At 69.2% G+C, this 22,172-nt stretch carries 20 protein-coding genes; 4 read left to right on the plus strand and 16 right to left on the minus strand.

The features are described 5' to 3' along the window. Nucleotides 1–73 precede the first annotated feature (73 nt). Nucleotides 74–1,510 (minus strand): lipase family protein, encoded by a 1,437-nt coding sequence (locus AC1Q5A_RS16425; protein WP_492702530.1) that lies wholly within the window; start codon nucleotides 1,508–1,510, stop codon nucleotides 74–76. A gap of 140 nt (nucleotides 1,511–1,650) precedes the next feature. Here AC1Q5A_RS16425 and AC1Q5A_RS16430 point away from each other — a divergent pair, with 140 nt between their 5' ends. Next, nucleotides 1,651–2,412, plus strand: coding sequence for a YdcF family protein (locus tag AC1Q5A_RS16430; RefSeq protein WP_492702532.1), 762 nt, complete (start codon nucleotides 1,651–1,653; stop codon nucleotides 2,410–2,412). A 104-nt stretch (nucleotides 2,413–2,516) separates the two neighbouring features. Here the strand turns inward: AC1Q5A_RS16430 and AC1Q5A_RS16435 are convergent, their stop codons facing one another. The 12 genes from AC1Q5A_RS16435 to ccoN all read right to left on the minus strand — a co-directional run bounded on the left by AC1Q5A_RS16435 (nucleotide 2,517) and on the right by ccoN (nucleotide 13,951). Beyond that, nucleotides 2,517–3,947 (minus strand): aldehyde dehydrogenase family protein, encoded by a 1,431-nt coding sequence (locus AC1Q5A_RS16435; RefSeq protein ID WP_492702533.1) that lies wholly within the window; start codon nucleotides 3,945–3,947, stop codon nucleotides 2,517–2,519. A 115-nt stretch (nucleotides 3,948–4,062) separates the two neighbouring features. Then, nucleotides 4,063–4,356 (minus strand): type II toxin-antitoxin system RelE/ParE family toxin, encoded by a 294-nt coding sequence (locus tag AC1Q5A_RS16440; RefSeq protein WP_492702534.1) that lies wholly within the window; start codon nucleotides 4,354–4,356, stop codon nucleotides 4,063–4,065. Between the two features lie 2 nt (nucleotides 4,357–4,358). Next, nucleotides 4,359–4,643, minus strand: coding sequence for a CopG family ribbon-helix-helix protein (locus AC1Q5A_RS16445; protein ID WP_492702535.1), 285 nt, complete (start codon nucleotides 4,641–4,643; stop codon nucleotides 4,359–4,361). 295 nt (nucleotides 4,644–4,938) lie between these two features. Next, nucleotides 4,939–6,312, minus strand: a complete 1,374-nt coding sequence (gene xseA, locus AC1Q5A_RS16450; RefSeq protein ID WP_492702536.1) for an exodeoxyribonuclease VII large subunit — start codon at nucleotides 6,310–6,312, stop codon at nucleotides 4,939–4,941. A 92-nt stretch (nucleotides 6,313–6,404) separates the two neighbouring features. Further along, entirely contained in the window at nucleotides 6,405–7,871 is a 1,467-nt protein-coding gene (locus tag AC1Q5A_RS16455) for a phospholipase D-like domain-containing protein (RefSeq protein WP_492702537.1), read from the minus strand. Nucleotides 7,872–7,939: 68 nt separating this feature from the next. Then, nucleotides 7,940–8,152 (minus strand): cbb3-type cytochrome oxidase assembly protein CcoS, encoded by a 213-nt coding sequence (gene ccoS, locus AC1Q5A_RS16460; RefSeq protein WP_492702538.1) that lies wholly within the window; start codon nucleotides 8,150–8,152, stop codon nucleotides 7,940–7,942. Beyond that, nucleotides 8,149–10,410, minus strand: coding sequence for a heavy metal translocating P-type ATPase (locus tag AC1Q5A_RS16465; protein ID WP_492702539.1), 2,262 nt, complete (start codon nucleotides 10,408–10,410; stop codon nucleotides 8,149–8,151). The genes ccoS and AC1Q5A_RS16465 overlap by 4 nt, the downstream gene beginning before the upstream one ends. Then, complete coding sequence (locus AC1Q5A_RS16470; RefSeq protein WP_492702540.1) at nucleotides 10,407–10,643, minus strand: hypothetical protein; 237 nt, start codon at nucleotides 10,641–10,643, stop codon at nucleotides 10,407–10,409. The genes AC1Q5A_RS16465 and AC1Q5A_RS16470 overlap by 4 nt, the downstream gene beginning before the upstream one ends. After that, a complete protein-coding gene (ccoP, locus tag AC1Q5A_RS16475) occupies nucleotides 10,627–11,538 on the minus strand; it encodes a cytochrome-c oxidase, cbb3-type subunit III (protein WP_492702541.1) in 912 nt (303 codons plus the stop codon). The genes AC1Q5A_RS16470 and ccoP overlap by 17 nt, the downstream gene beginning before the upstream one ends. Continuing rightward, nucleotides 11,535–11,708 carry a cbb3-type cytochrome oxidase subunit 3 gene (locus tag AC1Q5A_RS16480; protein ID WP_492702542.1) on the minus strand — a complete coding sequence of 58 codons (174 nt, stop codon included), beginning with the start codon at nucleotides 11,706–11,708 and terminating at the stop codon, nucleotides 11,535–11,537. Before AC1Q5A_RS16480 ends, ccoP begins: the two co-directional genes overlap by 4 nt. Then, nucleotides 11,705–12,355 carry a cytochrome-c oxidase, cbb3-type subunit II gene (gene ccoO, locus AC1Q5A_RS16485; RefSeq protein WP_492702543.1) on the minus strand — a complete coding sequence of 217 codons (651 nt, stop codon included), beginning with the start codon at nucleotides 12,353–12,355 and terminating at the stop codon, nucleotides 11,705–11,707. Before ccoO ends, AC1Q5A_RS16480 begins: the two co-directional genes overlap by 4 nt. 129 nt (nucleotides 12,356–12,484) lie before the next feature. Next, nucleotides 12,485–13,951, minus strand: coding sequence for a cytochrome-c oxidase, cbb3-type subunit I (gene ccoN, locus AC1Q5A_RS16490; RefSeq protein ID WP_492702545.1), 1,467 nt, complete (start codon nucleotides 13,949–13,951; stop codon nucleotides 12,485–12,487). A 336-nt stretch (nucleotides 13,952–14,287) separates the two neighbouring features. On the opposite strand from ccoN, the gene ispG reads away from it, so the two are divergent. Beyond that, nucleotides 14,288–15,547: a flavodoxin-dependent (E)-4-hydroxy-3-methylbut-2-enyl-diphosphate synthase gene (ispG, locus tag AC1Q5A_RS16495; RefSeq protein WP_492702547.1), complete on the plus strand. Its 1,260-nt coding sequence runs from the start codon at nucleotides 14,288–14,290 to the stop codon at nucleotides 15,545–15,547. Between the two features lie 4 nt (nucleotides 15,548–15,551). On the opposite strand, the gene aat is transcribed toward ispG, so the two are convergent. The 3 genes from aat to trxB all read right to left on the minus strand — a co-directional run bounded on the left by aat (nucleotide 15,552) and on the right by trxB (nucleotide 18,461). Further along, nucleotides 15,552–16,280, minus strand: a complete 729-nt coding sequence (gene aat / locus AC1Q5A_RS16500) for a leucyl/phenylalanyl-tRNA--protein transferase (protein WP_492702549.1) — start codon at nucleotides 16,278–16,280, stop codon at nucleotides 15,552–15,554. Beyond that, nucleotides 16,277–17,422 carry a GNAT family N-acetyltransferase gene (locus AC1Q5A_RS16505; RefSeq protein ID WP_492702556.1) on the minus strand — a complete coding sequence of 382 codons (1,146 nt, stop codon included), beginning with the start codon at nucleotides 17,420–17,422 and terminating at the stop codon, nucleotides 16,277–16,279. Before AC1Q5A_RS16505 ends, aat begins: the two co-directional genes overlap by 4 nt. A 76-nt stretch (nucleotides 17,423–17,498) precedes the next feature. Beyond that, a complete protein-coding gene (gene trxB, locus AC1Q5A_RS16510) occupies nucleotides 17,499–18,461 on the minus strand; it encodes a thioredoxin-disulfide reductase (protein WP_492702551.1) in 963 nt (320 codons plus the stop codon). A gap of 209 nt (nucleotides 18,462–18,670) precedes the next feature. Here trxB and ald point away from each other — a divergent pair, with 209 nt between their 5' ends. Together ald and AC1Q5A_RS16520 are read left to right on the plus strand one after the other, a co-directional pair. Further along, entirely contained in the window at nucleotides 18,671–19,735 is a 1,065-nt protein-coding gene (gene ald / locus AC1Q5A_RS16515; RefSeq protein ID WP_492702553.1) for an alanine dehydrogenase, read from the plus strand. 26 nt (nucleotides 19,736–19,761) lie between these two features. Then, the gene (locus tag AC1Q5A_RS16520) at nucleotides 19,762–22,089 is read left to right on the plus strand and encodes a DNA translocase FtsK (protein ID WP_492702554.1); all 2,328 of its coding nucleotides are present in this window, start codon (nucleotides 19,762–19,764) and stop codon (nucleotides 22,087–22,089) included. Nucleotides 22,090–22,172 lie beyond the last annotated feature (83 nt).

Raw genomic sequence — 22,172 nt, forward strand, 5'->3', positions numbered from 1 at the left:
ATTTCAGTTTCGGTTAAGTTCATGGTGCCCTCCGAGGACTCCATGATACTTCCTATTTAAACGTTACGGTCCACTAGTCGATCACCGGGCCTGCCACCGGCTCGCTGAAGTCCTCCGGTGCGAGGTTCCGCGTCAGCCGGAACACGCCCTCGTGGATCTTGCGCGGCAGCACCACGTCGAGCACGGTGGTCTGGTGCGGGCCGAGGATGGCGAGCAGGTCGTCGCCAGGGGCGCTCTGCGCCAGCGCGTGGTGCACCAGGCCGCCGAGGTCGAGCGGTTGCACGCTGGCGCCGTACGGCTGGCGGCTGGCCACGGCGGGGCGGAGCGTCTTGCGGCTGTTGCGCGGGTCGGCCACGCGGTCGTCGCCGGCGAGCAGGCTGTGGTCGAGGAACAGCGAGATGGTGGTGCGCTGCTTGGAGTTCGCCTGGCGGTCGAGCAGGAAGCCTTCCGGCAACAGGTCCGGGCTGGCCGGCGTGCCGGCGGTGAGCAGGAAGCCGGCGCCGGTCAGCGGCTCGCCGGCCTCGTCGCCGAGCCGCACGATCAGCAGGCTGCGCGGATCGTGGATGTGCACGCGCGGCGCGAACAGGCCGGCGGGTTCCAGCTCCACTTTTTCGGCATCGCGCGCATCGTTCTCATGCTCGAACGCGTCGCAGAGCGCTCCGTAATCGTTCGCGCTGCGCACCTGCAGGCAGCGCAGGATCGCCTGCATCGTGGCCGGTGCGGCGCTGGCCATGATGCCCAGTTCGTCGCCGGAATGCGCCGCGCCGGCGATCAGCTTGAACGCGCAGCGCGGGCCGTGGCTGAGGTTCAGCGCCAGTATGTCGCCGCCGCTGCCGCCGGACGGCGGCGACAGCACGGCATGCCGGGCGTTGAGATTGGCCGCGGCGATGCGCACCACGCCGTCGGAGCCATCCTCGCCGGTGTAGCTGTTGAGGTGGTCGTACAGCGCGCGGTCGGGCCGGTCGCCGGTGAGCACGAACAGATACTGGCCGCGCTGGGCCGGGTCGTCGCCGTGAATGTGGTCGAGGTTCAGCGACAGCGATGCCGCGCTGCCCAGTTCCAGCCAGTCGAGGATGCGCTGACCCGGGTCCACGCCGGCGAACCACGCCTTGATCCGGCCCAGCGTGCTCTTGCCGAGCTGGGCCAGCGCGGAGCCGAAGTTGGCCGGCGCCAGCATCACGAGATGGCTGAGCCGGATCGTGCTGTGCGTACCCGGCATGTCGCGTTGCGCGCGCAGCCACTCGCGCACCACCGGGCCGCCGGTGGAGTGGGTGACGCAGGCGAAGCTGGCGTCGAGCAGGTGCAGGTCGCGCAGCGCGTGGTCGAAGGCGCGCACCAGGTCGGGCATGGTCACCGCGTCGTCGAAACTCACGTACTCGGACAGCCAGATGTCGGCCAGGGTCAGCGCGAGGCCGGTCGCGGCGGCCTGCTGCTGCAGTTGCCGCGGCAGCTGGCCGTAGGTGGCGGTGGAGGTGACGCTCCAGCCGTGGACGAAGACGAGGGTGGTCATGGCTCAGCTCCCGTGCAATGGCCCGGTCCATCAAGGGTCCGCGACAGTGGGCTCGTGACGCATGGCGATCCGGCCCGTGCGGCGGTGCGGCGCATCGGCATAATGACATCGGCGCCCCGCCATCTCCACCGGCCCTGTCCATGACTGCGAACATGCTGCTGATCCTGATCGTGCTTGCCGGTGTGCTGGGGCTGTTGAAACGGCGCCGCTGCAGCCACCTGCTGCTGGCATTGGCGACGGTCCTGTTGCTGGCGGTCGGTTGCGGGCCGCTGCCGGTCTGGCTGCTCGCGCGACTGCAATCGGATCATGCGAAAGCGGCACCGGTCGCCTGGGGCCAGCGCAATGCGATCGTGCTGCTGGGCGCCGGTGCGGTGCGGGTGGCCGGCAGCGGCGAGGTCGAGGCGAGCCTGTTCGGCTACGGGCGCATCAGCAAGGCCGCGGAGCTGTACCGCGCATGCCGGCAGACCGGGCACGAGTGCAAGGTCGAGGCAAGCGGCGGCGATGCGCTCGGGGTCGGCCAGTCGGAGGCGGCGGTCTACGCCGCCGACCTGCAACAGCTTGGCGTGGACGCCGCCGACCTGCTGCTGGAAACGCGCAGCATGAACACCTGGCAGAACGCACAGTTCAGCGGCCCGTTGCTGAAATCGTACGGTTTCGACCGGGTGCTGCTGGTGTCGTCCGGTTACCACCTGCGCCGCGGCATGCTGTACTTCGCGCACTTCGGCATCCACGCCGTGCCGGTGTCCGCCGACTACGTCGACGGCATGCGGTCCTGGCTGCCGCTGTCGTACAACTTCGCCATGGCCGACCTGGCCCTGCACGAGTATGCCGGCATCGCGCGCTACCACGTGTACAACGCGATGGGCTGGAACGTGCAGGCGACGAAACCCGGCGCCCTGTAGGGCGGGCAATGCCCGCCGGCTGTTCGGCGATGGATCGGCGGGTACCCCCCGCCCTTGTGGCTGGTACGACGCGATGAGCTGTGGGACGCACCACGCTCCCGCAATCAGGACTCGCGCATCACCATCAGGCGGACCTCGCTCATGTCCTCGATCGCGTAGCGCACGCCCTCGCGGCCCAGGCCGGACAACTTCACGCCGCCGTAGGGCATGTTGTCCACGCGGAAGCTGGGGATGTCGTTGACGATCACGCCGCCCTGTTCCAGCTCGTTCCATGCGCGCATCGCATGGTCGAGGCGGTCGGTGAAGATGCCGGCCTGCAGGCCGTAATCGGAGTCGTTGACCATGGCGATCGCCTCGTCGAACTTCCGGAACGGGGCGAGCAAGGCGAACGGCCCGAACGCCTCCATGCGGTTCGCCTTCGCGTCGGCCGGCACGTTCTCCATCAGGGTGGCCTCGAGCATGTTGCCGCTGCGCCTGCCGCCGCAGAGAATCTTCCCGCCGGCCCTCCTCGCCTCGAGAATCCAGCCGTGCAGGCGCTCGGCGGCAGCCTCGTCGATCATCGGGCCGAGGAACACGCTGCTGTCCTTCGGGTCGCCCGACTTCAGCTTCCTCGTGGCGGCGACCAGCTTGCGCTTCAGCGCGTCGTACACGTCGGCGTGGGCATAGATGCGCTGCACCCCGATGCAGCTCTGGCCGGACTGGTAGAACGCGCCGAAGATCAGCCGCACCACCACCTTCTCCAGCTTCGGACCCTGGTCGGCGTCGACGATGCAGGCAGCGTTACCGCCCAGTTCCAGCGTGACCTTCTTGCGCCCTGCGCGGGCCTTGAGCTGCCAGCCGACCTGGCCGCCGGTGAAGGAGAGCAGCTTGAAGCGCTCGTCCTCCACCAGCGGTGCCGCATGCGCACCGTCCAGCGGCAGGATCGAGAACGCGCCGGGCGGCAGGTCGGTTTCGGCCAGCACCTCGCCGATGACCAGCGCGCCGATCGGCGTCTTCTCCGACGGCTTCAGCACGAACGGGCAGCCCGCCGCGATCGCCGGAGCCACCTTGTGCGCGACCAGGTTCAGCGGGAAATTGAACGGCGTGATGAAGGACACCGGCCCGATCGGCACGCGCCTGGTGTAGCCGTGATAGCCGTCCAGCCGCGCGGCGAGTTCCAGGTTCAGCGTCTCGCCGTTGATCCGCACGGATTCCTCGGCGGCGATGCGGAACGTCTCGATCAGTCGCGTCACTTCGCCGGCGGCATCCTTGATCGGCTTGCCCGCCTCGATGCACAGCGCCTCGGCCAGCTCATCGCGGCGCTCGACGAAGCGGGTCGCGCAATGCTGCAGCACCGCCTGTCGCGCCCACGGCTTGAACTCGCGCATCGGCTTCGCCGCCTGCACCGCGGAGACGATCGCCTTTTCAGTGGCTTTCGCGTCGGGCATGGCGACGCGGGTAGCGAGCTTGCCGCTGTACTTGTCGAAGACGTCCAGCATCGTCTTCGAGGTCTGGGGGCGATTGGCGAGGTAGTACGGGTAGGTCTTGTTCAACATGGCGCTGGCCTGCGGCTGCGATCCGATAAGCATATGGTGCGGTAGCGTTCAGGACTCGTGAGGCGGGACAACTGCTCGGCTCGTTACCGTGCCGCGCTGCGCTTCGAGGCGTGGGCTAGTGCGCGAATCCGGCTTCGCTCTGCGCGCGCACGGCGAGCACGAACACGATGTCGAGACTTTCCACGTAGCGGTACAAGGCCACATAGCCATGCGGGCCCTTGCCTATCACCAGTTCACGCTTGCCATTGCCTGCCGGTCGCCCGATCAGCGGGTTGGCTTCCAGCACGTCGATCGCGGCGACGATCTCGCGCAAGCGGGCTTCAATGTGGGCGGCCTGGTGCGCAGCAAGGTGATCGAGGATGCGTTCGAAATCCCCGCCCAGCTCGGGCGCCAGTTCGATGCGAGGCACGGCTATTTCGCGAGCTTGCGCGGAGCAGGGCGGCGCACGGCCATGCCGGCGACCTTGCCCTCCAGATAGCCGCGCATCGCGTCCCACGGAATCGTTTTGCCAGTGGCGACGATGCGGGCGTAACGCTGCTCCGCCTCGGCGTCGAAGTCGGCGCGGCGCTCGGCAAGCTCCGCCTTCTCGGCGATGGCCTCGAGAATGAAACCGTGCGGCGTGGTGCCCATCTGCTTCGCGGCGGCGGCCACGCGGGACTTCAGGGCGTCGGGCAGGCGGATGGTCGTGGTGGACATGTGAATTTGAGTAGTTGACCCGGGGCCAATGTAGCACGAATGTGCTACGTCAAGCCGGTTGAGGTATAGTCTCTGCGCCTATTGCATTCTGCCCTTGCCCCTTCGCTTGCCATTACTAAAGAGTCGATCGTAACATTATGATAGTAAAGGTTGTTTTAGTGTGCGTTGGGCCGATGTTAAGCGGAGTGAATGCTGCCCGCTGATCTGCTGCGATCAGCCAAGCCATGGAGTGTGGCGGATACATCCGCCGAGGCGTGAATCGAAAGACAGAACGCCAGAATGGCGTCAAGCACACTCATTCACGCAGCTTCGTAGCCTCGCACTGTCCTTCGACCCGCAACGCCAATTCCCCATCGGCCAATCGAGCGCGCAGCGCATCGCCGGGTTCGACACCCTGCACCGAACGCAGCACCTGGCCGTCCGCGTCGAACAGGATCGCGTAGCCGCGTTCCAGCGTGGCCAGCGGGCTGATCGCGTGCAGTGCGTGGCCGGCGTGGCGCAGCGCGGTCTGCCGGCGTTCGAGGATGTGCGCGATTGCGCGCCGCAGGCGCAGGTCATGTTCGGTCAGGCGGTGCGTCAGCAGCGGCAAGCGCGCGCGCGGATGCTGTGCCAGCAGACGCGCATGCAGCCGCTCCAGCCGTGTGCGGTGCAGCTGGGTTTGCTCGCGCAGCACGACGGTGAGGCGGCGCTGCAGATTCTGCAGCCGTTCGCGGTCGCGTTGCAGCCGCGCCTGCGGGCGCTGTGCCTGCAGCCGCGCGAACAGGTGGTCGACACGTTGCGCCAGTGCCTGCAGCCGGCGTTGCTGCAGGGTGGCCACGCGCTGCTGCAACTGCCGCAGGTGGCGGGCGGTCGCCGCCGCGTCGGGTACCAGCAGCTCGGCCGCCGCCGATGGCGTGGGTGCGCGCAGGTCGGCCACAAAGTCGGCGATGCTGAAGTCGATCTCATGGCCCACCGCGGAGACCACCGGCACCGTGCTGGCGTGGATCGCCCGCGCCACGGCTTCCTCGTTGAACGCCCACAGGTCTTCCAGCGAGCCGCCGCCGCGGGTCAGCAGCAGCACGTCGTAGCGCGCGCTGCTTGATGCCTTGCGCAGCATCGCCACGATTGCCGGCGGCGCCTCGCGGCCTTGCACCGGTACCGGCAGCACCTCGACCTCGGCCAGCGGCCAGCGCCGTGCCAGCACGCTGAGCACGTCGCGGATCGCCGCGCCGGTGGCCGACGTGATCACGCCGATGCGCCGCGCAAAGCGGGGCAGGGGACGCTTGCGCGCGGCGTCGAACAGGCCCTCGGCATCGAGCCTGGCCTTGAGCTGCTCGAACGCGCGCTGCAGCGCGCCCTCGCCGGCCGGCTCCATGTATTCGGCGACCAGCTGGAACTCGCCGCGCGGCTCGTACAGGCCGACCTTGGCGCGCAGCAGCACCTGCATGCCGTCGGCCGGCCGGAAGCGCAGCGCGGCGGCCTTCGGCTTGAACATCGCGCAGCGCACCTGGGCACCGCTGTCCTTGAGGGTGAAGTACAGGTGGCCGGAGGCAGGCTTGGCCACGTTCGACAGCTCGCCCTCGATCCACACCAGCGGCAACGCATCGCCCAGCAGGTCGCGCACCAGCCGGTTGAGCGAGCTGGGGGTGAGGACGTGGCGTGGCGTGGAGTCGTCGAACGGCGCTTGCATAAGAGCGCGAGCCTAGCATGCGGTCGGTATCAAGTCGTGAGAAAACATCCGCTTGACGCGTGAAGTGCAGGAACAGCCTGAAGCGCGGAGCTTCAGTCGTCGCCAGCTTCGCGCAGCTCGCGCTGGTGCCGCCGTCGTACGCGCCATGCGCGGATGCCGAGGTTGAAGGCAAGCCAGGCGGCGAAGGCGCCCAGCGGCCAGCCGATCCAGGCGGGCCACAGGAAGGCCACTACCGCCAGCACGACCAGTGCCAGGGTGGCGATGGACAGCGGGCCACTGCCGGTGTCGCCGAGCACGCGACGGTTGGCCAGCACGGCGCCGACGCTGTTGGCGATGCGCAGGGCACCGGCGGCGGCGCGGCCGGAACTGCCGCCGCCGTGGCGCACCCGCAGCGGCCGCGCCGCGCTGCTGCGTACCTGTTCGCGGCTGCCGTTGCCGTGCCGGCGGCGGCGCGTCGCCAGCACGATCTCGGTGGCGTTGCCCAGGTCCTGTTCGTATTGCGCGGCGAGCTGCGTGGCGAGGCCGGCGTCCTCGATCGCCACGTCGATCTCGCGGTTGCCCAGCCAGCTGGCGATGTTGAGGTTGGAGGAGCCGACCCGCGCCCACTGGCCGTCCGCCACCGCGGTCTTCGCGTGCAGCATCGAGCCGTTCCACTCGAACACGCGGATGCCGGCCTTCAGCAGCGGCCGGTAGCCCGCGCGCGACATGCCTGCCACCACCGGGATGTCGCTGCTGCCCGGCACCAGCAGGCGCACGTCCACGCCGTCGCGCGCCGCCGCCACCAGCGCCTGCACGTACGGCGCCAGGCCGACGAAGTACGCGTCGGTGAGCCACAGCGTCCTGCGTGCCATCGAGGCGATCAGCTGGTCGAGCCGGTACATGCCGGCGGTGGATGGCTGGGTGGCGATCACCCGCAGCGCCACCTCGCCGGCCGGCGCGGCCGCGTCCGGCTGCACGGCGAACGGCGCCAGCGCCGGCCCGGTCTCGGCCCAGCTCTGCGCGAACGCGGCCTCCAGCTCGGCCACCGCCGGGCCGCGCAGGGCCACGCCGGTGTCGCGCCATGGCGGCACGTTGCGTCGCGGGTCGCCCAGCCACTTCGCGCTGATGCACACACCGGAGAGGAAACCCTGGATGCCGTCGACCACCAGCAGCTTGCGGTGGTCGCGGCTGATCCAGCCGAACGGCTGGCCCAGTTGTGGCGGATTGAACACCCGCACCTCGCCGCCGGCCGCGCGCAGCGGCGCCCAGAACGCGCTGCGCGACTGGCCCAGGCAGCCGAGCCAGTCGACCACCACCGCGACGGACACGCCGGCCTGCGCCCGCTCCACCAGGGCGTCGCGGAACGCGCGACCCACCTCGTCGTCGCGGATGATGTAGTTCTCCAGCAGCACGCGGCCGCGCGCGCCGCGGATCGCGGCGAGCCAGGCGTCGTAGTGCGCCGCGGCGTCGATCAGCCATTCGGCCGCGTTGCCGCCGAGCAGCGGCGCGCCCGCGGTGCGGCTCAACGCCTGTTCGGCGAGCAGACGGCTCGGGGTGGAGGGGATCAGCGGCATGGGCATGGCCCGAGTGTAGGCGATGGCCGCTGCAGGTGCCGACCGCGCGGGGTGCGTCGCGTCTTGGCTCGCCGCTACGGCGCTGGCGCGAGTGGATCGTCGGCGGGCTTGTCCGCGGCGGTCGGCGGCGCGGCCGGATCCGCCGTCGGCGGATCGTCCAGCAGCGGCAGCACGGCGGGGCTGTCCAGGTCGTCGAATTGCTGGTGGTTGACCGCCCAGAAAAACAACCACACCCCGACCCCCACGATCAGCGTGGTGACCGGGATCAGCACCAGCAGGATGTTCATGCGCGCAGCTCGCGCGTGCGCAGCGTGGGGCCGGAGTTGCCGGCCTGGCCGGCGTTGTCGCCGCCGCCGACGCGCAGCGCGTAAAGCACCACCAGCAGCGAGCTCAGCGACATGCCGATCGCGGCCAACCACGGCGTCACCAGGCCGAACGCCGCGAACGGTACCGCGCCCAGGTTGTACCACAGCGACCAGCGCCGCCCTCGCAGCATCACCCGCTGCACCTGGCGGGCGATCGCGCGGGCATCGGCCAGGCTGTCGAGGTGGCCGTCGAGCAGCAGCAGGTCGGCGTGGGCCTGTGCCAGTTCGGTGCCCGAGGCCAGCGCGGCGGAGACGTCGGCGCCGGCCAGCACCGGGGCGTCGTTGCTGCCGTCGCCCACGGCGAGGGTGATGTGGCCGGCGGTGTGCGCCGCCTGCAGCCGGGCCAGCTTGTCCTCGGGCGACTGCCGCGCGTGGCGGTCGGCGATGTCGAGCCGGTCGGCCAGCGCGGCCACGCGGGCGGCGTGGTCGCCGCTGGCGATGGCGACGGCGACGCCGTCGGCGCGCAGCGCGTCGAGCAGGTGACGGGCCTCGGCGCGCGGCTGCTCGGCGAGGTGGAAGGCGGCGATAGCGCCGACGGCGTCGGCCAGCACCAGCGCGTCGGCGATCGCGGCCGGCACCTGGTGGCTGCTGGGCGCCAGCGCGAAGTCGGCACGGCCCAGGCGCAGCGCGCGGCCGTCGACCTCGCCGCTGATGCCGGCGCCGGCGCTGACTCGCACTGATTGCGCCTGCAGCGGCAGCGACCGCTGGCGGGCCGCGTCGGCGAGCGCGCGGGCCAGCGGGTGCGAACTCTCGTGGGCCAGCGCGGCGGCCAGCTGCAGCGCCTGCTCCGGCGTGTCGCCGCGCAGGGTTTCGATGCCGCGGCGATCCAGCTGCGGCACGCCGAGGGTGCCGGTCTTGTCGAACAGCGCGTAGTCGACCTGGGCCAGCGTGGCCAGCGCCTTGCCGTCGGTGACCAGCACGCCGCGCGTGGCCAGCACGCCGAGCGCGCGGGTCAGCGCGGCCGGCCGGGCCAGCGCGAACGAACAGGGACAGGCCACCACCAGCACCGCCACCGCGGCCTCGAACGCGCGGGCGGGATCGACCAGCAGCCAGCCCAGCGCGGTGAGCACGGTGAGCAACAGCACGCGTGCGACAAAACGGCCGACCTCGTGGTCGCCCGGCGTCGCCGGCACGCGCGCCTGCCGCGCGCGGGCCGCCAGCGTGCCCAGCCGCGCCGCCGTGGTGGCGGCGCCGCTGTGCTCGACGCAGAGCTCGGCCGGCCCCGACAGCAGCAGGCTGCCGGCGATCAGCCGCTCGCCGCGCTGGCGCCGTACCGGGCGCGATTCGCCCGACAGCAAGGCCTCGTCCAGCTGCACGCCGGCGCTTTCCAGCACGCCGTCCGCCGGCACGGCGGCGCCTTCGGCGATGTGCACGCGATCGCCTGGCAGCAGGGCGATCGCGGCGACGGTTTCCAGCGCGCCGTCGGCACGCCGGCGCTGCGCCAGCAGCGGGGTGGCGTCGATCACCGCGTCGCCGAGCGCGCCGCTGCGGTGGCGCGAGCGCAGTTCCAGGTAGCGCCCGCCGAGCAGCAGGAACACGAACATGGTCACCGAGTCGAAGTAGATCTCGCCGCTGCCGCGCAGCGTGTTGAACGTGCTGGCCGCGAATACCAGCACCACCGCCAGCGCCACCGGCAGGTTGATGCCGAGCCGGCGCTCGCGCAGCTCGCGCACGGCGCCGGTGAAGAATGGCTGCGCCGAGTAGAACACCACCGGCAGGCTGGTCAGCAGGCCGAGCCAGCGGAACAGGTTGCGCGTGCTGAAGTCGACGAAATCGACCACCCCGATGTAGATCACGAAGGCGTACGTCATCACCTGCATCGAGCACATGCCGGCCACCAGCAGGCGCTTCAGCGCGTCGTGCTGCTCCTGCGAGCGGGCATCGTCGATGCTGTCGTGCTGCAGCGGCTGCGCCGGGCAGTGTGCGGCGTCGAAATTGTCGAGCAGGGTCGGCAGCGAGGTGCCCTGGGCGTCCCACACCACCCGCACGCGTCGGGCCGGCCGGTCGATGGCGACGCGCCGCACGCCGGGCAGGGCGCGGATCCGCTGCTCCAGCCACAGCACCTGACGCGGGTCGTGCAGCGACTCGACCCGCAAGGCGACTTCGCTGCCGCCATCGCGGCGGGTGCGCACCACCTGCGCGGCGAGCTGCGGGTGAGCCCATGCCGCATTCGCGTTCATCGCGCCGGAGCCGGGGGCGGCCCGTGCGGTCTGGCGGCGCTGTGCGGCGCGACCGGCACGCCGAACACGGTATGCGGGGTGTCCAGCGGCGTGTCGGCGTGGCGGGCGCCGAGCACGATCATCCAGACGCAGCCGGCCAGCGACGCCAGGAAGACGGCGATGCCGAGCCACAGCACCGGCTGGCGATACCAGGTCGAGGTGCTGCGGATGGCCGGATCATTGGCGGCTGGCATCGCTGGTCTGGTGCGACTGGTGGTAGACGTAGGCGGCGAGCACGTGGATCTGCTCGTCGGACAGACGCGGGCTCCACGCCGGCATGTGGCCCTGGCGACCTTCGCCGATGGTCTTCTCGATGTCGGCCACGCTGCCGCCGTGCAGCCATATGTGGTCGGTGAGATTGGGCGCGCCCAGCGCCTGGTTGCCCTTGCCGTCGGCGCCGTGGCAGGCGGCACAGGTGGCGAACAGCGGCTGGCCGGCGGCGGCCTTGGCGGCGTCGTGCGGCGAACCGGACAGGCTGAGCACGTACTGTGCCAGGTTCTTCACGTTGTCCGCGCCCAGGCTGGCCCACGGCGGCATCACGCCGCTGCGGCCGTCGTGGATCGAGGTGGTGATGTCGCTGCCGCTGCCGCCGTAGAGCCAGTCGTTGTCGGTGAGGTCGGGGGCGCCGAGCGCCACGTTGCCTTTCGCGCTGCGCTGGTGGCAGGCGGCGCAGTTGTCCTCGAACAGCACCTTGCCCATCTGCAGCGCGTCAGGGTCGCCGGCCAGCTGCTCGACCGAATACAGCTTGAAGCGGTCCATCAGCGGTGCCAGCTCGGCCCGGTTGGCGGCCACATGCCTGGCCAGTTCGCCGTGCGAGGTCCAGCCGAGCACGCCCTTGAAGTTGCCGAAGCCGGGGAACAGCGCCAGGTAGATGAAGCCGGCGACGAACATCGCACCGGAGAACAGCACCCACCACATCGGCAACGGGCGCACGCCCTCGCGCAGCACGCCATGGGCCCAGACGTGGCCGCTGGTGCCGTCGGGCAGGGTGGGGATCTTCGCGCGCGGTCCCCACAGGTACAGGAAGAACGTGATGCCCATGTTGAGCACCACCAGGAACATCACCCAAAACGACCATCCTGTGCTCACGGGCGATCCTCCTCGACGTCGGTTTCAGGCTCGTCTTCCATCGGCAGGCGCGCCATGCGGTTGAACACGGGCTTGTGGTACTTGCGCCACGCCCAGACCCAGATGCCGATGAAGCTGAACATCATCAGCAGGATCAGCACCCCGGCGACATGCCCCCACACCGGGCTCATGGCGCACCCCCGGTGCTGGCCGGCGCGGCGGCGGGATCGGGTTCGTTGCGGATGCCGAGGCCCTGCAGGTATGCGATCAGCGCCTCCATCTCGGTCTTGCCTTCCACGGCGGCAGGCGCAGCGGCGATGTCGGCATCGGAGTAGGGGTCGCCCAGTTTGCGCAGGACGCGCATGCGTGCCTGGATGTCGGCGGCATCGATTTTCCTGTCGGCCAGCCACGGGTAGCCGGGCATGTTCGACTGCGGCACGACCTGGCGCGGGTTCATCAGGTGCATGCGCTGCCAGTCGTCGGAATACTTGCCGCCGACGCGGGCCAGGTCCGGGCCGGTGCGCTTGGAACCCCACTGGAATGGACGGTCGTAGACCGACTCGGAGGCCACCGAGTAGTGGCCGTAGCGCTGGGTCTCGAAGCGCAGCGCGCGGATCATCTGCGAATGGCACAGGTAGCAGCCCTCGCGCACGTAGACGTCCTTGCCGGCCAGCCGCAGCGGGTCGTACGGGTGCACCCCCGGCGGGGCCTTGAGCGAATGCGCCTCGACGAACAACGGGGTGATCTCGGCCAGCCCGCCCAGCGACACCATGATCGCGATGCCGATACCGAGCAGGCCGGCGTGTTTCTCGATTGCTTCGAAATGCTTGTAGGCCATGGTATGAGCTCTACTTGAAAAGTGCGGCCATGGATGGCCTCTGTTGGATTTGCCGGGGCGGCCTGCCGCCATGCGAGAAGGATTTGATCGAAGCGGCGATCACGGACGAGCGCATCAGTCAGCCCCCTCTCAACCGGCGGCGGGTAGGGGAGCCGGCACCTGGTGCGGCACGGGTTCGGGCACCGGCACCGGGATCGGCTTGATCAGCCGTGCCCGCGCGTCCGCTGCGGTGTGCCACAGGTTCCACGCCATCACCACCATGCCCGACAGGATCAGCACGCCGCCCATCCAGCGGATCAGGTACATCGGCTTGATCGCGATCAGGCTGTCCAGGAAGCCGTAGGTGAGCGCGCCGTCGGGCTGGGTGGCGCGCCACATCAGGCCTTCGGTGACGCCGGCGGTCCACATCGCGCCCACGTACAGCAGGGTGCCCATCATGTGCAGCCAGAAATGCACTTCCATGCCCTTGTGCGAATACATCTCCGGGCGACCCAGCGCGCGCGGCGCCATCGCGTACAGCGAGCCGATGGTGATCATCGCGACCCAGCCGAGCGAGCCGGAATGCACGTGGGCGATCGTCCAGTCGGTGTAGTGCGACAGCGAGTTGACCGTCTTGATCGCCATCATCGAGCCCTCGAAGGTGGCGGCGGCGTAGAACACCAGCGCCATCACCATGAACTTTGCCGCGGGGTCGTTCTTCAGCCGGTACCAGGAGCCGTTGAAGGTGAGCAGGCCGTTGGCCGCTGAGCCCCAGCTGGGCATCAGCAACACCAGCGAGAACGCCATGCCGACCGACTGCACCCAGTCGGGCAGCGCGGTATACATCAGGTGGTGCGAGCCGGCCCACATGTAGACCGAGATCAGCGCCCAGAAATTGACGATCGAGAAGCGGTAGCTCCACAGCGGCTGCTGCGCCTGGCGCGGCACGAAGTAGTACATCATGCCGAGGAAGCCGGCGGTGAGGAAGAACGCCACCGCGTTGTGGCCGTACCACCACTGCACCATCGCGTCGACCACGCCGGAGTAGATCGGGTAGGACTTGGTCATCGACACCGGAATGGCGAGGTTGTTGACGATGTGCAGCAGGCCTACCGCGATGATGAACGCGCCGTAGTACCAGTTCGCCACGTAGATGTGCTTGATGCGCCGGCGCGCCAGGCTGCCGAAGAACACCACGCCGAAGCTCACCCACACCACCGCGATCAGGATGTCGACGAACCATTCCGGTTCGGCGTATTCCTTGCTCTGGGTGATGCCCAGCGGCATCGTGGTCATCGCCAGCACGCAGACCAGTTGCCAGCCCCAGAACGTGAACCCGGCCAGTTTGCCGAAGGCCAGCCGGGCATGGCCGGTACGCTGCACCACGTAGTAGCAGGTGCCCATCAGCGCCGAGCCGCCGAAGGCGAAGATCACGCCGAACGTGTGGTCGGGGCGCAGCCGGCTGAAGGTGATCCATGGCAAGTTGAAATTGAGCGCTGGCCACATCAGCTCGGCGGCGATGTACACACCCACCGACATGCCGATGATGCCCCATACGGCGGCGGCCAGCAGGAACTGGCGCACGACCTTGTCGTTGTAGTACTCGGTGTTCGGCATGGACTTCCCCGGGAAGATATCGGCGCATTCTGGCGCGAAGCATGGACGGCCATCGTGACTTCGATCAAGCGACTGCGGCAATCCGCCCCTGTCCCCCTGGTGGCCCCTGCGGCAGCCCCGCCGCGGGCGGACGCCCGATAGTGGCGAACGGCGCGTCGAGGGATTGTGCAGGCATTTCATGGCGATGCCGTCGCCGGTGCCGGAGCCGGAGCCGCCCGATCCGGTGCGTGTCCTGGCGGCGCCAGTGTGTGCCGATTTGTCACAGGACGACGGGTGCGATCGGGTATCCTTGTTGCATCGCTGCGAGCCGTCGCAGCCTGCATTCCGGTTGATTCCATGAGTGAGATCGCTGTACAGAAACCGCGTCCGGCCGCGCCGGCGCTACGCCGGCCCAGCGTGGCCGTACGGATCGACAAGGTGACGGTGGGCGGCGGAGCGCCGGTGGTGGTGCAGTCGATGACCAACACCGACACCGAGGATCCGGCCGGCACCGCGAAACAGATCGCCGAGCTGGCCCGCGCCGGCTCCGAGCTGGTGCGCATCACGGTCAACACGCCGGCCGCCGCCGCCGCGGTGCCGCGGATCGCCGAGCGGCTGGCGATGATGGGGGTGGAGGTGCCGATCGTCGGCGACTTCCACTACAACGGCCACCAGCTGCTGGAGCGGGAGCCGGCCTGCGCCGAGGTGCTGGCGAAGTACCGCATCAACCCCGGCAACGTCGGCTTCGGCAAGAAGAAGGACAGCCAGTTCGGGGCGATCATCGAGAAGGCGATCCAGTACGGCAAGCCGGTGCGCATCGGCGCCAACTGGGGTTCGCTGGACCAGGGCATGCTCACCGCGCTGATGGACGAGAACGCGCGCCGCGCCGAGCCGTGGGACGCCTCGCACGTGGCGCGCGAGGCGCTGATCCGCTCGGCGCTGGATTCGGCCACGCTGGCCGAGAAGATCGGCCTGCCGCGCGAGCGCATCATCCTGTCGTGCAAGGTCTCCGGCGTGCAGGAGCTGATCGCTGTGTACCGCGACCTGGCCGCGCGCTGCGACTACGCGCTGCACCTCGGCCTGACCGAGGCCGGCATGGGTTCCAAGGGCATCACTGCGTCCAGCGCAGCTCTCGCCGTGTTGTTGCAGGAAGGCATCGGCGACACCATCCGCATCTCGCTGACGCCGGAGCCGGGCGCCTCTCGTACCGGCGAGGTGATCGTGGCGCAGGAGCTGCTGCAGACCATGGGCCTGCGCTCGTTCACCCCGCTGGTCACCGCCTGCCCGGGCTGCGGCCGCACCACCAGCGAGTTCTTCCAGGTACTGGCCAAGACCGTGCAGGAACACGTGCGCGAGCAGATGCCGGTGTGGCGCATCAAGTACGACGGCGTGGAGAACCTCACCCTGGCGGTGATGGGCTGCATCGTCAACGGCCCGGGGGAGTCCAAGCACGCCAACATCGGCATCTCGTTGCCGGGCAATGGCGAGGCGCCGGCGGCGCCTGTGTTCATCGACGGCGAGAAGGCGATGACCCTGCGCGGCGACAACATCGCCAACGAGTTCGTGGGCATCCTCGACGATTACGTGGCGCGCAAGTACACCGCGCGGGCCGGCTGACAGTTCAGCCGCCGGCGCCGGGCTGCAGCAGCCGCGGCGTGAAGTCGGCCCAGCTGCCGGCCAGCCCGGGCATCCGGCCGAGTTGCGCGACCTGCCGCAGGAACTCCATGCGCGGCACCTCGATCGCGCCGAGGCCGAGCGTGTGCGCGTTGCTGACCTGGGCGTCGAGCAGCGGGAAATCCATCCCGTGCAGCAGCTGCGCCAGCGCGGCCAGGGCCAGCTTCGAGCCGCCGCTTTCGGCGCTGAACATCGATTCGCCGCAGAACAGCCGGCCGACCGCCACGCCGTAGATGCCGCCGACCAGCCGTTCGCCGTCCCACACCTCGACGCTGTGGGCATGGCCCAGCTGGTGCAGCCGCACGTAGGCGTCGAGCATCGCCGGCACCAGCCAAGTGCCGGAGTCGTTGGCGCGCGGTGCGGCGCAGGCGCGGATGACCTGCTCGAAGGCGTGGTCGACGCTGAGCCGCCATGGTTTGTCCCGGAGCTGGCGGCGCAGGCTGCGGTTGATCCGCAGCGTCGCGGTGCGGAACACGCAACGCGGGTCGGGCGACCACCACAGGATCGGCTCGCCCTCGCCGAACCACGGGAAGATGCCCTGCCGGTACGCCGCCAGCAACCGCCGCGGCGACAGGTCGCCGCCGAACGCGAGCAGTCCGTTCGGCTCGGCCTGCGCGTGGTCCGGATCGGGAAAGCGATCCGGCTCGTCGGGGTCCAACAGCGGCAGGCGCATCATCGTTCCGGGTGGCCGCGATCGGCGTAGGGGCTGTGGTCCTGCAGCTCGGCGGCATAAGCGTCGACCGCTTCGGCCTCGCTGGCAAGCGCCGTGGCCACGGCGCCACGGAAATCCGGATTCACCAGGTAGTGGCGCGAATGCGTGCGTGCCGGCAGGAAGCCGCGCGCCAGCTTGTGCTCGCCCTGCGCGCCGGGTTCGAATCGATCGAGCCGATGTGTGATCGCGTATTCGATGCCGCGGTAGTAGCACAGCTCGAAATGCAGGCCGGGCACGTCCACCGCGGCGCCCCAGTAGCGGCCGTACAGCACGTTGCCGCCCTGCACGAACAACGCCATCGCCACGATGCCCCCATCGTGCCGGGCGAGCGCCAGCTGCGCAGTGGCGCCCAGCCCGCCGAGCCGGCGGAAGAACGCCGCGGTCAGCGCCGCGTGGTTGCCCTTGGCGTCGAAGGCGGCCTCATACAGCGCATGCACGCGGCGCCACTCGTCGTCGTCGAGCGTGTCGCCGCCGCGCCACTCGATGGCCAGCCCGCTCGCCGCCACCTGGCGGCGCTCGTGCAGGATGTTCTTGCGCTTTTTGTGGCTGAGCGCGGCGAGGAAGTCCGGGAAATCACGGTAGCTGCGGTTGTGCCAGTGGAACTGCACGTCCGAGCGCGCCAGCCAGTCATGGCCGAACGCGGCGAGTTCGGCGGCCTGCAGGAAGTTGGCGTGCACCGACGACAGCCCCAGTCGCGCGGCTTCGCCACGCATGGCATCGACCAGCGCACGCTGCAGTTGCGGCCTGCGTTCGCCGCTGCCTGCCAGCAGGCGCGGGCCGGGCACCGGCGAGTAGGGCACGCCGCAAAGCAGCTTCGGGTAATACTCGCCGCCGGCGCGCTCCCAGGCGCGCGCCCAGCTCCAGTCGAACACGAATTCGCCGTGCGAGTTGCCCTTCAGGTACAGCGGCGCGGCGGCCAGCAGGCGGCCGCTTTCGTACAGGCCCAGGTGATGCGCCTGCCAGCCCCGGTTGAGGCGGATGCAGCCGGTGTCTTCCAGCGTCGCGAGAAAGGCATGCGACACGAACGGGTTCGCCTCGGCGCGCAAGGCGTCCCATTCCGCGGCAGGCAGTTCGGCGATCGCGTCGTGGAAGCGGATCTGGTGCATGGCATGGAGAGTGGAACGAGCGGTACGGTCCATGCCACCGTTCGTTCCTCACTCCTCTCCACTCATTCCTGCTTCATCAGCCGACCGGCGTCTGCTGGTCCAGCCAGCGTTCGGCGTCCAGCGCGGCCATGCAGCCGAAGCCGGCCGAGGTGACCGCCTGGCGGTAGATGTGGTCGGCCACATCGCCGGCGGCGAACACGCCGGGCACCGAGGTCATCGTGGCCATGCCCTGCTGGCCGCTATGGATCTTGATGTAGCCGTCGTGCATCTCGAGCTGGCCTTCGAAGATGCCGGTGTTCGGCGTATGGCCGATCGCCACGAAGAAGCCGGTGGCGGCGATGTCGCGGGTGGCGCCGGAGTTGACGTCCTTCACGCGAACGCCGGTGACGCCGGTATGGTCGCCGAGCACCTCGTCGATGGCGTGGTTCCAGACCAGCTCGATCTTGCCAGCGGCCGCCTTCTCGAACAGCTTGTCCTGCATGATCTTCTCGGCGCGCAGCTTGTCGCGGCGGTGCACCAGGTAGACCTTGCGGCCGATGTTGGCCAGGTACAGCGCTTCCTCGACCGCGGTGTTGCCGCCGCCGATCACCACCACGTCCTGGTCGCGGAAGAAGAAGCCGTCGCAGGTGGCGCAGGCGGACACGCCCTTGCCCTTGAACTTCTCCTCGCTCTCGATGCCGAGATACTTGGCGGTGGCGCCGGTGGCGATGATCATCGCGTCCGCGGTGTACTCGCCGGAGTCGCCCTTGAGCCGGAACGGACGCTGCTTCAGGTCCACCGTGTGGATATGGTCGAAGATCATCTCGGTGTGGAAGCGCTCGGCGTGCTCGGCCATGCGCTGCATCAGCGCCGGACCCTGCAGGCCCTCGACGTCGCCCGGCCAGTTGTCCACGTCGGTGGTGGTCATCAGCTGGCCGCCCTGCTGCAGGCCGGTGATCATCGTCGGCTTGAGGTTGGCGCGGGCTGCGTACACCGCGGCGGTGTAGCCGGCGGGGCCGGAGCCGAGGATCAGCAGGCGGCTGTGTTTGGGGGGGCTCATGGTTATATCCTTGGGCTTTCTGGGACTCGGGTGGCTATTCGTTCCAAGCCCTGCAACCGTTTCATCCTGGGCTGCAGCGGCGAAGACGACGGAGCGCACGACCCGGGAAGAATGGGGAATACGCGGCACCGATTCAAGGCATCGGCAGATCGGCGGCACGGCCGCGGCGATGGCGCGATGGGTTCAACCTTCCACTGGATTCCTTCTCCATGCGCATCGGCATTCCCTGCGAAACCAAGACGATGGAAGGGCGCGTCGCCCTGATTCCCGCTGCTGCCGCCGACCTGGCGCGCCGCGGCCACGAGGTGTTCATCCAGTCCGGCGCCGGCCTGAACAGCGGTTTTGCCGACGAAGCCTATGCCAGGGAAGGGATCACGGTGGTGGCGGACGCCGCCGCGCTGTACGAGGCCGGCGAGCTGATCGTCAAGGTGAAGGAACCGATCGCCGGCGACCTGGCCCTGCTGAGGAAGTACCACCTGCTGTTCTGCTACCTGCACCTGGCCGCCGAGCCCGAGCTGACCCGCCGGCTGCTCGACATCGGCCTCACCGCCGTGGCGTTCGAGTCGGTGACCGAGAACGGCATGCTGCCACTGCTGTTGCCGATGTCGGTGATCGCCGGTCGCATCGCCGCCCAGCTCGGCACCACGTTGCTGCATCGCCCGCAGGGCGGCAAGGGCAAGCTGCTCGGCGGCATGGCATCCACTCCGCGCGGCAAGGTGGTGGTGCTCGGTGCGGGCGCCGCCGGTGGCAACGCCGCGGCGTTGGCCGCGGCTGCCGGCGCCAACGTGGTGGTGTTCGACAAGCGCCAGGACCGCCTCGCCGAGATGATGGCGATGGGTCCCAATGTCACCGCGCTGTACGCCTACGGGTCGTCGGTGGCGGAGGAAGTGCGCGATGCCGACATCGTGGTCGGCGCGGTGCTGATCCCGAGCGCCCGGGCACCGCACGTGGTCACCGAGGCGATGGTGAAGACGATGGAGCCGGGCAGTGTGCTGGTGGATATCGCGATCGACCAGGGCGGCTGCTTCGAAACCTCGAAGCCGACCACCTGGGAGAAGCCCACCTACGACGTGCACGGCGTCACCCACTTCTGCGTGACCAACATGCCGGGCGCGGTGCCGCAGACCTCGTCGCTGGCGATCTCCGCCGCGATCCTGCCGTACGTGCAGCGACTGGCTGCAGGCAGCGAATGGCGCCAGTTCGCCCCGCTGAACAGCGGCATCAATGTCGACGGCGGCAAGCTGGTGCACCCCGCGCTGCAAGGTATGCTCTGACCTTGGGCAGGAAAGGAATACCAAGAGTGGCGCGCAGCACGAATGCAAGGCAACAACCGAAGGAAGGACTCAGCGAGGAGCTGAAGCGCCGGCTGCGCGAAGCCGGCGCCCTGCTGCTGCTGCCGCTGGCGCTGTACCTGCTGGCGTGCCTGTTCAGCTACAACCCGCATGACCCCAGCTGGACCAACGCCGGCCGGCTGGAACATGCGCACAATTTCGGCGGCACGGTGGGCGCCTACATCGCTGACCTGCTGCGCTGGATCTTCGGCCTGGTCGCCTACTGCTTCCCGTTGCTGCTGTTGCTGCTGGGCGTGCAGGTGTTGCGCCAGCGCGGCGAGGAGCGGGCGGTGCACCCGTGGGAACCGGCGTTGCGGTTGATCGGCTTCGTGTTCTTCTTCATCACCGGGCCGGCGCTGTTGTACCTCAATTTCCACGACGAGCCGGTGCTGCCGCAGGGCGTGGGCGGAATCATCGGCGTGTGGGTGGGCAGTGCCCTGCTCGGCGCCTTCGGCGACAAGGGCGCGCCGCTGCTGCTGCTGGCACTGTTCCTGGTCGCGGTGACCCTGGCCACCGGGCTGTCCTGGTTCAAGCTGATGGACTGGACCGGCCAGGGCGTGCTCCGGCTGGCCGGCTGGATCCGCGGCAAGCTGCGCGAGGCGCCGCAGGTGCTGGCCGCGCGGCAGGCGCGCACCGAACGCGAGGTGGTAAAGAAGGCCGACGCGGTGCGCCAGGCCAAACGCGAGCCGGTGCGCATCGAGGCCGCGCCGGCGCCGGTGACCAAGAGCGAGCGGGCACGCCTGGAAACCCAGATCCCGCTGTTCACCGGTGCGGCCGCGCCGGGCGAACTGCCGCCGCTGTCGCTGCTGGACGAGGCGCCGCCGCAGGGGCCGGGCTATTCCGAGGAAACGCTCGAGGTGCTCTCGCGCCAGGTCGAGTTCAAGCTGAAGGATTTCAGGATCGACGTGAAGGTGGTCGGCGCCTATCCGGGCCCGGTGATCACCCGCTTCGAGATGGAGCCGGCGCCGGGCATCCGCGGCTCGCAGGTGTCCAGCCTGGACAAGGACATCGCACGCGGCCTGTCGGTGGTCAGCGTGCGCGTGGTCGACGTGATCCCCGGCAAGAATGTGATCGGCCTGGAGATTCCCAACACGCACAAGCAGATCGTGTATCTCTCCGAGATCCTGCGCTCGGACAAGTACGACCAGACCAGGTCGCCGCTGTCGCTGGCGCTGGGCAAGGACATCGGCGGCAAGCCGGTGGTGGTCGACCTGGGCAAGATGCCGCACCTGCTGGTGGCCGGTACCACCGGTTCCGGCAAGTCGGTGGCGGTCAACGCGATGGTGCTGAGCCTCTTGTACAAGGCCAGCCCGAAAGACGTGCGGATGATCATGATCGACCCGAAGATGCTGGAACTCTCGGTATACGAGGGCATTCCGCACCTGCTGGCGCCGGTGGTCACCGACATGAAGGAAGCCGCCAACGCATTGCGCTGGTGCGTGGCCGAGATGGAGCGCCGCTACAAGCTGATGGCCGCCGTCGGCGTGCGCAACCTGGCCGGTTTCAACAAGAAGGTGAAGGACGCCGAGAACGCCGGCCAGCCGCTGCTGGACCCGCTGTTCCGGCCGAACCCGGAGATGCCGAACCTCGCCGCCGAGCCGCTGGAGCCGCTGCCGTACATCGTGGTCTTCATCGACGAATTCGCCGACATGATGATGATCGTCGGCAAGAAGGTGGAAGAACTGATCGCCCGCCTGGCGCAGAAGGCGCGCGCCGCCGGCGTGCACCTGATCCTGGCCACCCAGCGCCCGTCGGTGGACGTGATCACCGGCCTGATCAAGGCGAACATCCCCACCCGCATCGCGTTCCAGGTCTCCAGCAAGATCGACTCGCGCACGATTCTCGACCAGAGCGGCGCGGAGACGCTGCTCGGCCACGGCGACATGCTGTACCTGCCGCCCGGCACCGCCACGCCGGAACGCGTGCACGGCGCCTTCGTCGACGACCACGAGGTGCACCACGTGGTGGCCTGGCTGAAGGCGCAGGGCGCACCGCAGTACATCGAGGGCGTGCTGGAGGAAGTGCAGGCCACCGGCGACGGCAAGTTCATCAACGATGCCGGCCTGCCGCAGGAGGGCGAGGAAGGCGGCGACGCCGAAACGCAGCTCTACGACAAGGCCGTGGCCATCGTCACCCAGACCCGGCGCGCCTCGATCTCGGGCGTGCAAAGGCACCTGCGCATCGGCTACAACCGCGCCGCACGGCTGATCGAGCAGATGGAGCAGGATGGCGTGGTCAGTGCGCCCCAGCACAACGGCAACCGCGAGGTGCTGGCGCCGCCACCGCCGAAGAACTGAGCTTTGGTAATCGCGTGGACTCGCCCCCGCGCATTCAGGCATCGAGGTGCCAGTGGTGGTGAGCTAGTGCTACCAGCACAGTC

Source organism: Rhodanobacter sp. GW835-FHT13D09 (assembly GCF_058793995.1).

Excerpts from the sequence above, each read along its gene's own strand:
- AC1Q5A_RS16425 (WP_492702530.1), bottom strand. The coding sequence starts at position 1,510 with ATGACCACCCTCGTCTTCGTCCACGGCTGGAGCGTCACCTCCACCGCC.
- AC1Q5A_RS16430 (WP_492702532.1), top strand. The coding sequence starts at position 1,651 with ATGACTGCGAACATGCTGCTGATCCTGATCGTGCTTGCCGGTGTGCTG.
- AC1Q5A_RS16435 (WP_492702533.1), bottom strand. The coding sequence starts at position 3,947 with ATGTTGAACAAGACCTACCCGTACTACCTCGCCAATCGCCCCCAGACC.
- AC1Q5A_RS16445 (WP_492702535.1), bottom strand. The coding sequence starts at position 4,643 with ATGTCCACCACGACCATCCGCCTGCCCGACGCCCTGAAGTCCCGCGTG.
- xseA (WP_492702536.1), bottom strand. The coding sequence starts at position 6,312 with ATGCAAGCGCCGTTCGACGACTCCACGCCACGCCACGTCCTCACCCCC.
- AC1Q5A_RS16455 (WP_492702537.1), bottom strand. The coding sequence starts at position 7,871 with ATGCCCATGCCGCTGATCCCCTCCACCCCGAGCCGTCTGCTCGCCGAA.
- ccoS (WP_492702538.1), bottom strand. The coding sequence starts at position 8,152 with ATGAACATCCTGCTGGTGCTGATCCCGGTCACCACGCTGATCGTGGGG.
- AC1Q5A_RS16465 (WP_492702539.1), bottom strand. The coding sequence starts at position 10,410 with ATGAACGCGAATGCGGCATGGGCTCACCCGCAGCTCGCCGCGCAGGTG.
- AC1Q5A_RS16470 (WP_492702540.1), bottom strand. The coding sequence starts at position 10,643 with ATGCCAGCCGCCAATGATCCGGCCATCCGCAGCACCTCGACCTGGTAT.
- AC1Q5A_RS16480 (WP_492702542.1), bottom strand. The coding sequence starts at position 11,708 with ATGAGCCCGGTGTGGGGGCATGTCGCCGGGGTGCTGATCCTGCTGATG.
- ccoO (WP_492702543.1), bottom strand. The coding sequence starts at position 12,355 with ATGGCCTACAAGCATTTCGAAGCAATCGAGAAACACGCCGGCCTGCTC.
- ccoN (WP_492702545.1), bottom strand. The coding sequence starts at position 13,951 with ATGCCGAACACCGAGTACTACAACGACAAGGTCGTGCGCCAGTTCCTG.
- ispG (WP_492702547.1), top strand. The coding sequence starts at position 14,288 with ATGAGTGAGATCGCTGTACAGAAACCGCGTCCGGCCGCGCCGGCGCTA.
- aat (WP_492702549.1), bottom strand. The coding sequence starts at position 16,280 with ATGATGCGCCTGCCGCTGTTGGACCCCGACGAGCCGGATCGCTTTCCC.
- AC1Q5A_RS16505 (WP_492702556.1), bottom strand. The coding sequence starts at position 17,422 with ATGCACCAGATCCGCTTCCACGACGCGATCGCCGAACTGCCTGCCGCG.
- trxB (WP_492702551.1), bottom strand. The coding sequence starts at position 18,461 with ATGAGCCCCCCCAAACACAGCCGCCTGCTGATCCTCGGCTCCGGCCCC.
- ald (WP_492702553.1), top strand. The coding sequence starts at position 18,671 with ATGCGCATCGGCATTCCCTGCGAAACCAAGACGATGGAAGGGCGCGTC.